The following is a 10,941-nucleotide window of genomic DNA, read 5'->3' as shown; positions in this document are numbered from 1 at the left end:
GACTATGAAACAAAAGTAGAAGGCACAACAATTACGAACACTTACAAGAATGTAGAAACAACAGAAGTTAGTGGTAAAAAAGTATGGGACGATTACAATAACAAGTTTGGCAAACGCCCAGAAAGCATCACAGTTCAACTACTTCAAAATGGTAAAGAGTTCAAAAACCAAGAAGTAAAAGCTGATCAAGCTGGAAACTGGAATTTCAACTTTAAAGATCTGCCGAAGTACGATGAACAAGGAAACGAGTACAAGTACACAGTAGGTGAAGTAAAAGTAGACGGCTACGAAACAAAGGTAGAAGGAACAACGATTACGAACACTTACAAGAATACAGAAACAATAGAAGTTAGTGGTAAGAAAGTATGGGACGATTACAACAATAAGTTTGGTAAACGCCCAGAAAGTATCACAGTTCAACTACTTCAAAATGGTACAGAGTTGAAAACACAAGAAGTAAAAGCAGATCAAGCTGGAAACTGGAATTTCAACTTTAAAGATCTGCCGAAGTACGATGAACAAGGAAACGAGTACAAGTACACAGTAAGTGAAGTAAAAGTAAACGACTACGAAACAAAAGTAGAAGGAACAACAATTACGAATACCTACAAGAATATGGAGAAAACGGAAGTTAGTGGTAAGAAAACATGGAAAGACGATAATGCGAAAGAACGTCCAGAAATGATCAAAGTAGACCTACTACAAAATGGTAAAGTAATCGCAACACAAGAAGTAAGCGCAGCAAGTGAATGGAAATATGCGTTTAAAGATTTAGCAGCATATGATGAAAATGGTGTAGCTTACAAGTATGAAGTAAAAGAACAAGCAGTAGACGGATACAAATCTGAAGTAAATGGTTATGACATCACGAATACAAAAATCGTAGATCCAAAAGATCCAAGCACAGATCCGAAAGATCCAAGCACAGATCCGAAAGATCCAAGTACAGATCCGAAAGATCCAAGTACAGATCCAAAAGATCCAAACACAAATAACGATTCAAAAGTTCCACCTACTACAGAAAATGATAAGCCGACATTACTTCCTAACACAGGAGGAACATCAGCGGAAATGATTTCAATTCTTGGAGGTATGGTATTGTTCCTTTTAGGTGGAATTCTATTCGCTCGTCAGCGAGTAAAATAATAAAAAAGCTTTAGATTATTGATTACACTGTAATCTGAGTAGTACACAAATTAAAAAATTACTATTGATATTACTCCCTTTAGGTAGGTATTCAAAAAACTTCACGATAAGGTGAAGGAAAGAATGCAACCTGAAGGGGTTTTTTTATCGGGAAAAGAGAGCGTTTTCAAATCGGGCTCAATCAGCGAATAATATGGTCAACTTTCACGGAGATAAACGGCTCTAAATTGATAAAAAAACCATCTTTAAGAAGTGCATTATCTATTGAAGCATAAGCTTAGAATGGGATTTGGTACCTCATGTAAGCTTATGATCAATGCCATGTTCCATTACGTTTTGGATGACTGTATAGCTATTTTTATGTCGAAATTAGAAATAATATTTGGTAAAGTTTTGTTCTTGAATGGTTGCAGCGGTAGCTTTTGTTTTTGAAACAAAAGCAGCAACTCCTGCCAGTCCGGCAAAAGTTAATGTACCTGCAAGTATCATCTTTTTCATAATAGAAATGCATTCTTATTAGCTATAATCATTATTGTTATAGTTATTATTATACATGATAATATATTGAAATAGAGATGTATTTATGCATATTTATTTCAATATAAAAAGGCCACCAGTTCTAAATGGTGGCTTTGATGATAATTAAGCAGCTTTCTGCCCTGTTTGTATAGCTGTTTTTTGAAGAACATCATAAACACCAGTACCAATGACATCTAAAGCGATTTTCATACGCTTAGGTGAAATGTTTTCTAGAACGTTATCTTGCGGTGTATGGTATACCTTTTCAATATGATAGATAAGCGGGTCCCAGCTATCTACTCCCATCCAAATGAACAGAGCTGCAGGGATGCCAGCATAAGCAAACGGTACATGGTCACTAGAACCGAATTTTCCTTGAAGAACAAGGTCATTATTTAATTGTTTACCAGCATTTAGTGCAGCATCCGTTACAAGATTCGTAGATCCATCTAGAGTCATTGCATATAAATTTTTTGCTTTCTCATAGTTTGTTGCGACCATATCAGCATTGAATACACCTAAAATGCGACCGCGTTCTGTTTGTGATAAGTTGTCAACGTAATGTTCAGATCCAATTAGTCCCATTTCTTCTGATCCAAAAGCAATAAAACGGATTTCCTTGTCAGTTTCTACATTTTGAAATGCGCGAGCTAATTCTAATACTAAGCCGGTTCCAGAGGCATTGTCATTTGCTCCTGGTGCTCCAGCAACACTGTCATAATGGGAACTTACGATAACAGCTTTTTCATTTCCAGTGCTGTTCTTTGGTTTCTTTTTCGCGATAACATTTAGAGATTGTAGGTTTGATTCATGTCGTGCTTTTAAAGAAAGGATTTCACTCCCTTTTTTCGTTAATTCCTCTTTGAAGGCATTACCTTGTGCATATGCAAGACCGAATACAGGGATTGACTGTTTTTTCGTTAATCTTGGATTGAAAGTTTGTCCATAGTTACCACGGCCGCTAATTAAACTATATAAGAGGACCCCCTTTGCACCTTTTGCAACGGCATTTTCTACTTGTTTGTTGTAGTCTGCTACTGTGGCACCTCTTTCAAATAAGACAATTTTCCCGTTTACCTCATTTGGAATTTCGTCTAGGTTTGTCCCATTTGGTACAAAAATGAGGGGAGCGGTAACAGCCTCAGTAGAAATTAAAGCATTCGGGGCAGCCCCTGCTTGCCAATTTTTTGAACGAGATAAAGGAGAATCAATAAATCCGACATATTGATCTGGTACAGAAAATGGTTGATATTCTACTTCATATCCCATTGACTGTAATTTCAGCCCAACATAGCGAGAAGCCCATTTTTCTGATTGTGTACCACCAGGGCGCGGGCCAATTGTTTTTGATAAAAAACGGATGTGTTCGATTGCGCGGTTAGCATCAACTTGTCCTGTAATAGATGGAGTTTTGATAGTTTCTGTTGGGGAATCAGCTTTTGCTTGTCCAATTGGAGCTAGGCTGACAGCGAGTGTTGCAGCAAGCAAAGAGCTTACTATTTTTTGTTTCAATGTTCTCTTCATATATTCCTCTCCTATTCTTCTATTCTATATGAATGACAAAAGAAGACGGATAACGACTTTATTTTATCTCTTGTTTTTTGTATCTTCAATCAATTTAGGTTGAGAAATAAAAGTAAAGCCAAATGAAAACAGAGAGAAAAGAATTGCACGTCGCTTTTTCAATTAGATGTCGAAAAATTGAAATAGATTTATATAGAATAGTTTCATATGCATATTTGCATATTTTTAGAGAGAATGTATATGCTATCATTTTAGACAAAGGTTCGCTTTCTTGTTTTGAAAGCCCCTAAATTGCATGTCTAGTGTACCCAAATTTTAGATTATGTAGAAGAGAAAAAGAAATCTATGGTGGGGTTTCTTTTTCTCATGCCAGAACCTTTTGAAAACGATAATTGTCATGTTTCCACATTGCATGATGATCATCTGTAGATGTAAGGCATCCATATGAAAAAAGAGAAATCAGTTTGATTTCTCTTTTTTTTGTATAGGAAAAGGAACGCTATTTGCATTCCTTTTATCCTTTACAGTTCAGTTAAAATAATTGGCTCACCACGTGTTACGACAACTGTATGTTCACATTGTGCAACAAGGCTTTTATCTGGTGTTACAAATGTCCAGCCATCATCACCGCGTTCAATAATATGGTCAGCTTTCATGGAAATGAAAGGCTCTACAGCTATAACAAGCCCATCTTTAAGAAGCGCGTTATCCATTGGATCATAGTAGCTTAAAATATGGTTTGGTGCCTCATGTAAGCTAAGCCCGATACCATGACCTGTTAAGTTTTGGATAACAGCATAGCCATTTTTATGGGCAAAGTTAGAAACTGCACGACCGATTTGGTTTTGTTTTGAACCAGCTTTTACTTTTTTCATTGCTGCCCAAAATGCGTCTACTGCAGCTTGGCAAAGTTTTTCTTTTTCTTCATCTTGCCCAAGAACAAAAGAAATACCTGTATCCGCATAATAACCGTCAAGTGCCGCGGACACATCAACGTTTACTAAGTCGCCTTCTTTTAATACTTGATCTTTTGGGATACCGTGGGCAACTTCTTCATTTACACTAATACAAGTTACACCTGGAAAATCATATTCTTTTTCAGGCGCAGAAATGGCACCGTGCTCATCTAATACTTTTTTGCCGATCAAATCAAGTTCTTTCGTTGTCATACCTGGCTTCGCTTGCTTTTTCATTTCTTCACGTGCAAGCGCAACAACACGGCCAATTTTTCGTAAACCTTCTAAATCCTTCTCATTACGAATGATCATAAAAAAAACCACTGTCCTTCCTCGAATATATATCTTACACGATTGTATCATGTTTATTTTTGTCCTGCTACTGGCGTACGGCTCATATGCTTCTTGGAGCGCTTTGAAGGGGGAGGTGATCTCATAGAGATAGTCCCCTGAAAATACTTCCACCTCAAAACTCGGAGAAAGCAGAGAAGGAAGGTGAGAGGTAAACTGCCAGTTAATACCCAATTAGTGAGTGCTAATAATCTGTAGAGATAAACTTGCCTGCTTATGAAATTTTCACTTTATGACAATTGTCATATTCATATCATGACGTATTTTACTGTTTTCCATCTCTTCCAATTTATACAATGTAAATATAAGGAATGACGGAGGTGGAGAGATGGAAAAGATTATTGAAGTAAATAATGTTTCAAAAACATTTAAACATAAAAAGGCTGTAAATAATGTTTCATTTCATGTAGAGAAGGGGCAGATTGTTGCGCTTCTTGGACCAAATGGTGCAGGGAAAACAACAACGATTTCAATGATGCTTGGATTAAAGGATCCATCAGAAGGAAGTGTTTCTATATTTGGGAAAAGTCCAAAGCATCGAGATGTTCGCAATCGCTTTGGTGCCATGCTGCAAGAGGTGAGCGTGATTGACAGTATATCAGTTGGTGAGGCAATTGATTTGTTTCGTAGTTACTATACGAATCCAGTTGCAAAAGATACATTGCTTCAGTTATCAAACTTAGAATCAGAAAAAAAACAGCGGTGTGAAAAGTTATCAGGTGGTCAGAAAAGACGTTTGAATTTTGCGCTCGCACTTGCTGGAAATCCCGATTTATTATTTTTAGATGAACCGACTGTAGGCATGGACATCACATCTAGAAAGGCTTTCTGGGAAACGATTCGAAGGTTAGCAAGTGAAGGGAAAACGATTATTTTAACAACGCATTATCTAGAAGAAGCTGATGCACTATCAGATCGCATTTTATTATTTGCAAACGGAAAAATCATTGCGGATGGGACTCCAGAGGAAATGAAGGCAACGATTTCTCAAAAAACCATTTCATTTTATGCAAAAGAAAAAATCCCTACAGATTTGCTGAAAGAATTACCGCATGTTAAAGCAGTACAGTTTCATGAACAGCGTGTTATTCTCACAACGGATGATACGGATGCTACATTGCAGGCAATTTATCAAAAGAGCTTACCTATTACAGATGTTTCTGTTGAACGTGGAAGCCTTGACGAGGCGTTTGAACAGTTTGTTGCAAATCAAAAGGAGGGAATCGCATGAAGGCATTATGGATGCAATGCAAAATAGAGATTTTACGTACATTCCGCAATAAATTATTTATCTTTTTTTCACTATTAATGCCAGTGATGTTCTATTACATTTTTACGAATGTCATTCAAGTACCACAAAACGGAGATGCTTGGAAAGCACACTATTTAATTTCGATGGCTACTTTCAGTATTGTAGGAACAGCACTTTTTAGTTTCGGGGTGAGACTTTCACAAGAAAAGGGGCAGGGGTGGACACATCTTTTAAAAATCACGCCACTTCCAGAGGGTGCATATTTAACGGCTAAAATTATTTCTCAAACAGTGGTAAATGCATTTTCAATACTTGTGATCTTTATTGCAGGTATGCTAATTAATAACGTAGAGTTAACGGTTGGACAATGGATAGGTGCTGGACTGTGGTTATTACTAGGTGTCACACCATTTTTAGCGCTAGGAACGGTTATTGGTTCCATTAAGAAAGCAGATGCAGCTGCGGGGCTTGCTAACATTTTAAATATGAGTTTAGCGGTGTTAGGTGGTTTATGGATGCCGATCGAAGTTTTTCCAAAGGTACTAAGAACAATCGGGGAATGGACACCAACATATCATTTTGGAAGCGGTGCTTGGGATATTGTTGATGGTAAATCGATAGGATGGGAAAATATCGCGATTTTAGGAGGTTATTTCCTTATCTTTGTTGTAATATCAACATATATAAGAAAGAGACAGGAAGCGGTATAAATGACAGAAAAAAAGCAGTTTGAATTTTTTCCAAAACATATGGGTTTTTTCCCATATATGTGGTTTGTGTATCTACTATTTCCGATTTACAATTTAACGCAAGAATCGGGTTGGAGGCTTTTAGCTGGAATCGGTATGCTAGTGGTTTTTGTCATTGCATACCGTCAACTTTATTTTGTTAAAGAGACATTTATTTTATGGGCATGTGTTCAAATTGTAATTATATTCATATTCTCTACAATTTATAATCCATTTATGATATTTTTTGGATTTTACACTGCCAGTGCAATAGGATTTGCACCAACAAAAAAATCATTTCGAGTATTACTTGCCCTTTTAGTAGTAATGATCGGTACTTTTTTATTTGTGAATATAGATCAGTTAACCAAGACTAGTTTAATCAATATGATTCCAATGTTTATCTTAATGCTTCTTACACCATTTGGTATGCGTAACTTTAATCAAAAAAAAATGTTGAAAATGCAATTAAACGAAGCCAATGAACAAATTAAAGATTTAGTAAAACGTGAAGAACGTCAGCGAATTGCAAGGGACCTTCACGATACGCTAGGACATACGTTATCTCTTATTACTTTAAAAAGTCAGCTTGTTGAGAAGCTGATTGTGAAAAATCCAGAGCGTGCTAGTCTTGAGGCAAAGGAGATAACGCAAACATCGCGCATAGCTTTAAAGCAGCTTAGGGAATTAATTTCTGATATGCGAATGATTACAGTTGAAGAGGAGCTTGAGCAAATAAAGGCGATTCTGCAAGCTGCTAATATTTCACTAGAGGTAAAGCAGAAAGCGAATAGCGGTGCATTATCACCGCTTGAACAAAATATTTTAGGGATGTGTTTGCGAGAAGCAGTAACGAATGTTGTAAAGCATAGTAAGGCGACGGCATGTACGGTTTCTTTATTTGAAACGCAAGGAGAACTGATTTTGCAGGTGAAAGATAATGGAGTGGGATTACAAAAGCAGAGTCATGATGGGAATGGTATCTTAGGTATGAAAGAACGTCTGGCACTTATTGATGGAGGACTTGAACTAAAGGCGCTGCATCCAGGGACGATTTTAATAGTGAAAGTTCCAATTGTAATTAGAACAGGAAAAGATGAGGTGAGAGCATGATTCGAATTATTCTTGCTGAAGATCAAAGAATGCTTCGGGGGGCACTCGGGGCTCTGCTTGATTTAGAAGACGACATTGAAGTGGTTGGGCAAGCAGAGAACGGTGAAGAAGCTTTAAAATTAATTGAAAAGTTGCAGCCGGATGTAAGTATTATGGATATTGAAATGCCAATTCAGAGCGGGTTGGATGTTGCGGAAGAATTGCAGAAAAAGAAGAAATCTTCATGTAGAATAATGATTTTAACAACATTTGCACGCCCAGGTTATTTTGAAAGAGCGATGAAAGCAGGGGTTCATGGGTATTTATTAAAGGATAGTCCAAGTGAAGATTTAGCGGCAGCGATTCGTAATGTGATGAAGGGGAAACGAGAGATTTCTCCTGAATTAATGTTTGGGCTATGGCAAGAACAAAATCCGTTATCAGATCGTGAAAAAGATGTGCTTCGCTTAGCAAAAGAGGGAAAAACAGCAAATGAAATTGCGAAGACATTGTATCTTTCATCTGGTACTGTGAGGAACTATATTTCAGATGTGTTAACAAAATTAAGTGCGAAAAACCGAATTGAAGCAATTACGATTGCGGAAGAAAAGGGATGGATATAAAAAAAGATGTTTACCGGTTATAGTGGTAAACATCTTTTTCTATTACTCTCTTTTTTAGTTACTGTTGTTAAAAGAGTGTGTCCGTAGGCATGGAATTGGATGTATATTGTGGATTTTACTTCATTTTTCGACAAAAAATTTGGTATAGTAAGACTAGGTTGCCATGTTTAAATCTAGGCAACTCTACCACTAACAGCCGTAATTACTCCATTGTTAGCAACCCCTTTAGTATCAATCAATTCAGTGGATAAAGGAAAGAATAGGCCAAAAGTACAAGGAATACAATACTTATCATTTATCGCTAATACATTTGTATGAGATGAATTGTAAGAAAAATTTGCGGGATTTTATGTACATATTATGCAATATTTCATATCAAAAAATGTCGAAAAACTATTATTGTAGTGGTATGACAACTTTAAAAGTTAGATTTCTGTAATGGGATGGTGAGCGATTATGCACGCAGAAAAGCTAGGAGCTGAAATAAAGAAAATTAGAATGTTAAGAGGTTTAACACAAAAGCAGTTGTCTGATAATATATGTCATCAATCAGAAGTAAGTAGGATTGAGTCAGGAGCAGTATACCCAAGTATGGATATACTTCAAGGGATTGCAGCGAAGCTAAGAGTTCCCATCATTCACTTTTATGAAGTTCTCATTTATTCTGATCTTGAAAGAAAGAAACAGTTTAAGGATCAAATTCAAATATTGTGTAAGAAGAAACAGTATGGTGAAATTCATAAAATTGTTTCAGAGGAACTTAAGAAAGAAGAGTGTCATCCTGAATTTAAGCAATTTCTTCTATGGTATTATCATTTATCCTCTTATGCTTTAAAGAAAGTTAGTTTTGAATACTGTATTTCAGAGTTGAAAAATATCATTCATCAGCAATATGGTGGGATGGATGTGTTTCAAAATTTGTATATTGAAAATTCGATTGCTAGTATTTATGCAGAAAATAATCATCTAGAAAAAGCTATTACATTATTTCAAAATATTTTAAATCAGCTTGAGTCGTTACAGAGTGATCCGGATTTCATTGTTAAGGTTCGATATAACTATGCAAAAGCCTTATATTTAAGCGATGAGTATGAGAAAGCGCTTCACCAGGTAGAGAAGGCAATTGAAACATCGCGCTGTATAGGAAGTATGAAGCTTCTTGGACAACTGTACTATCAAAAGGGAGAGTGTTTAGAGAAATTAACTTATCCGTTAAGTGAAATTGCATGTGTTTATGAAAAGGCTTTATTATTTTTTGATTTACTAGATTTACATTCTTATAAAGAAACACTGTTAAAAAAAAGGACCTATTCGGAGGGAACGAACGGATAGTGTTCTCCCTTTAATTAACGTTAAACTATTAACTAATGAAATTATATGAGAATATGCATAATTGCATTTTTTCAAGAAATTATTTCATGATATATTTAAAGAAAATAGAACATAGGGTGATAAATGATGAAAAAGTTTCTTGCATGCAGTTTAATGGCGGTAGCAATGTTAGCTGGTGTGGCGTTCGGAGTAAGTCAGGATCACGCATTAACAAATCAACAGGAACAAGTACAATTAGCTTCAGATTTACCATTTGAACATTAAGATAAAAAGAAAGAACCCATTTGTGGGTTCTTTTTTACTGGGGATAACGAGTTCGCTAATTAAAAACTTTTGCATGTAGTTAAAGGTTTAAATATGTGAGAATAGCTGTTATTCCTCGGATTCAAAAACATCAGCAACCACACCGAAGAAAATCGTGAAAAAACGTTACAATTACCATTGTAACGTTGCGCTGCTTATTCGTTTCATTCCTCTTATAGAAGCAAGTTCATCTACTAGCTGAAAAAGTGCTAAATCTTTTTGTTTACTCTCAATCATAATGTCAAAATCTTGATTTACTGCATTGGCAATATGTAAAAAGGGATTTATAAATGCAGTATCAATATAATTAGCGTGGGATCTGAATTCCTTCTCTGATTTTGGTGAAGAAATGTGGATCTTAGGAATGGTATTTGTATGATTCCATGTTTCGAAAATAGCTGGTAGTAGTGTCTCTAACGGTTCATCACAAAGATTTGCCATGTGATGATGATAATCAAATACAAAAGGGATTCTTTCTTGCTTACAAACGGCCAATGTTTCAGAGGCTGTATAGGTTTTATCATCATTTTCAAGTGTCATTTGCTGTTTGATATGGAAAGGGAGCTTTTTTAAGTTTTCATGAAAGCGCAGTAAAGCTTTCTCTTTGTTGCCGTATGCACCTCCAATATGAATGTTAATGTAGGAAGAGTCTGCGAGTCCCATTGCATCTAATACGTTATAGTGATACATCATATCTAAAACCGCATTGTCTGTAACATGAGGTTTTTCACTTGTAAATAATGTGAACTGATTTGGATGAAAGCTGACTCGTAAGTTATACTCTCGAATTAATTCCCCCATCTTACGCCAAAATGGTGTAAATGTATCGATATAATTAAAATCAACTTCAGGGTGGGTGGCGAGTGGGACGATAGAAGATGATAATCGGTATAATGGAATTTCATGTGCGATATTATAATGCAGGATACGTAATGTATGCATAAGGTTTTGCATTGTAATGTTATATAATTTTTCTTCTCGTTCCTGTTTGCCAAGCTTTTTCCACGTTGTAAATGTCATTGTTTTAGCAGGGGAACAGTCCCACAAAGCCATTGCATGTGAGACATACCCAAAGCGCATAATCATCTGCCCTACCCCCGTTAATTATTAAAAGT

At 36.1% G+C, this 10,941-nt stretch carries 11 protein-coding genes and 1 pseudogene; 7 read left to right on the top strand and 5 right to left on the bottom strand.

Annotated elements, in window-relative coordinates; genetic code table 11:
- On the top strand, nt 1–1,146 hold a 1,146-nt coding region (locus tag BLV40_RS25475), incomplete at its 5' end, for a Cna B-type domain-containing protein (protein WP_090695151.1).
- Nucleotides 1,147–1,333: 187 nt separating this feature from the next.
- On the opposite strand, the pseudogene BLV40_RS29495 reads toward BLV40_RS25475, so the two are convergent.
- The 4 genes and pseudogenes from BLV40_RS29495 to map all read right to left on the bottom strand — a co-directional run.
- Nucleotides 1,334–1,515, bottom strand: a pseudogene (locus BLV40_RS29495) (type I methionyl aminopeptidase); the annotation flags it as partial.
- Nucleotides 1,516–1,644: a hypothetical protein gene (locus BLV40_RS29685; protein ID WP_255260058.1), complete on the bottom strand. Its 129-nt coding sequence runs from the start codon at nt 1,642–1,644 to the stop codon at nt 1,516–1,518.
- A gap of 144 nt (nt 1,645–1,788) precedes the next feature.
- Nucleotides 1,789–3,189: a M28 family metallopeptidase gene (locus BLV40_RS25470; protein WP_090695145.1), complete on the bottom strand. Its 1,401-nt coding sequence runs from the start codon at nt 3,187–3,189 to the stop codon at nt 1,789–1,791.
- Between the two features lie 521 nt (nt 3,190–3,710).
- Entirely contained in the window at nt 3,711–4,508 is a 798-nt protein-coding gene (map, locus tag BLV40_RS25465) for a type I methionyl aminopeptidase (protein ID WP_026008493.1), read from the bottom strand.
- 316 nt (nt 4,509–4,824) lie between these two features.
- Here map and BLV40_RS25460 point away from each other — a divergent pair, with 316 nt between their 5' ends.
- The 6 genes from BLV40_RS25460 to BLV40_RS25435 all read left to right on the top strand — a co-directional run bounded on the left by BLV40_RS25460 (nt 4,825) and on the right by BLV40_RS25435 (nt 9,787).
- Nucleotides 4,825–5,727 carry an ABC transporter ATP-binding protein gene (locus tag BLV40_RS25460; protein ID WP_026591818.1) on the top strand — a complete coding sequence of 301 codons (903 nt, stop codon included), beginning with the start codon at nt 4,825–4,827 and terminating at the stop codon, nt 5,725–5,727.
- On the top strand, nt 5,724–6,458 hold the full coding sequence (locus BLV40_RS25455) for an ABC transporter permease (RefSeq protein ID WP_090695141.1): 735 nt from the start codon (nt 5,724–5,726) through the stop codon (nt 6,456–6,458). The genes BLV40_RS25460 and BLV40_RS25455 overlap by 4 nt, the downstream gene beginning before the upstream one ends.
- Nucleotides 6,459–7,589, top strand: coding sequence for a sensor histidine kinase (locus BLV40_RS25450; protein WP_090695139.1), 1,131 nt, complete (start codon nt 6,459–6,461; stop codon nt 7,587–7,589). It begins immediately after the preceding gene.
- Complete coding sequence (locus BLV40_RS25445) at nt 7,586–8,191, top strand: response regulator transcription factor (protein ID WP_026591821.1); 606 nt, start codon at nt 7,586–7,588, stop codon at nt 8,189–8,191. The genes BLV40_RS25450 and BLV40_RS25445 overlap by 4 nt, the downstream gene beginning before the upstream one ends.
- Before the next feature lie 456 nt (nt 8,192–8,647).
- Nucleotides 8,648–9,523 carry a helix-turn-helix domain-containing protein gene (locus BLV40_RS25440; protein ID WP_090695135.1) on the top strand — a complete coding sequence of 292 codons (876 nt, stop codon included), beginning with the start codon at nt 8,648–8,650 and terminating at the stop codon, nt 9,521–9,523.
- 123 nt (nt 9,524–9,646) lie between these two features.
- Nucleotides 9,647–9,787: a quorum-sensing peptide PapR gene (locus BLV40_RS25435; RefSeq protein WP_244525454.1), complete on the top strand. Its 141-nt coding sequence runs from the start codon at nt 9,647–9,649 to the stop codon at nt 9,785–9,787.
- A gap of 171 nt (nt 9,788–9,958) precedes the next feature.
- On the opposite strand, the gene uvsE is transcribed toward BLV40_RS25435, so the two are convergent.
- A complete protein-coding gene (uvsE, locus tag BLV40_RS25430; protein WP_090695128.1) occupies nt 9,959–10,912 on the bottom strand; it encodes a UV DNA damage repair endonuclease UvsE in 954 nt (317 codons plus the stop codon).
- Between the last annotated feature and the right edge of the window lie 29 nt (nt 10,913–10,941).

The organism is Bacillus sp. 166amftsu (assembly GCF_900107445.1).
In the GTDB taxonomy this organism is placed as follows: domain Bacteria; phylum Bacillota; class Bacilli; order Bacillales; family Bacillaceae_G; genus Bacillus_A; species Bacillus_A arachidis.
The sequence above is the reverse complement of the archived record's forward strand: the minus strand, read 5'-3'. Positions and strand labels throughout refer to the sequence as shown.

Coding starts and splice junctions, on each gene's coding strand:
- BLV40_RS29685 (WP_255260058.1), bottom strand. CDS start 1,644: ATGAAAAAGATGATACTTGCAGGTACATTAACTTTTGCCGGACTGGCA.
- BLV40_RS25470 (WP_090695145.1), bottom strand. CDS start 3,189: ATGAAGAGAACATTGAAACAAAAAATAGTAAGCTCTTTGCTTGCTGCA.
- map (WP_026008493.1), bottom strand. CDS start 4,508: ATGATACAATCGTGTAAGATATATATTCGAGGAAGGACAGTGGTTTTT.
- BLV40_RS25460 (WP_026591818.1), top strand. CDS start 4,825: ATGGAAAAGATTATTGAAGTAAATAATGTTTCAAAAACATTTAAACAT.
- BLV40_RS25455 (WP_090695141.1), top strand. CDS start 5,724: ATGAAGGCATTATGGATGCAATGCAAAATAGAGATTTTACGTACATTC.
- BLV40_RS25450 (WP_090695139.1), top strand. CDS start 6,459: ATGACAGAAAAAAAGCAGTTTGAATTTTTTCCAAAACATATGGGTTTT.
- BLV40_RS25445 (WP_026591821.1), top strand. CDS start 7,586: ATGATTCGAATTATTCTTGCTGAAGATCAAAGAATGCTTCGGGGGGCA.
- BLV40_RS25440 (WP_090695135.1), top strand. CDS start 8,648: ATGCACGCAGAAAAGCTAGGAGCTGAAATAAAGAAAATTAGAATGTTA.
- BLV40_RS25435 (WP_244525454.1), top strand. CDS start 9,647: ATGATGAAAAAGTTTCTTGCATGCAGTTTAATGGCGGTAGCAATGTTA.
- uvsE (WP_090695128.1), bottom strand. CDS start 10,912: ATGATTATGCGCTTTGGGTATGTCTCACATGCAATGGCTTTGTGGGAC.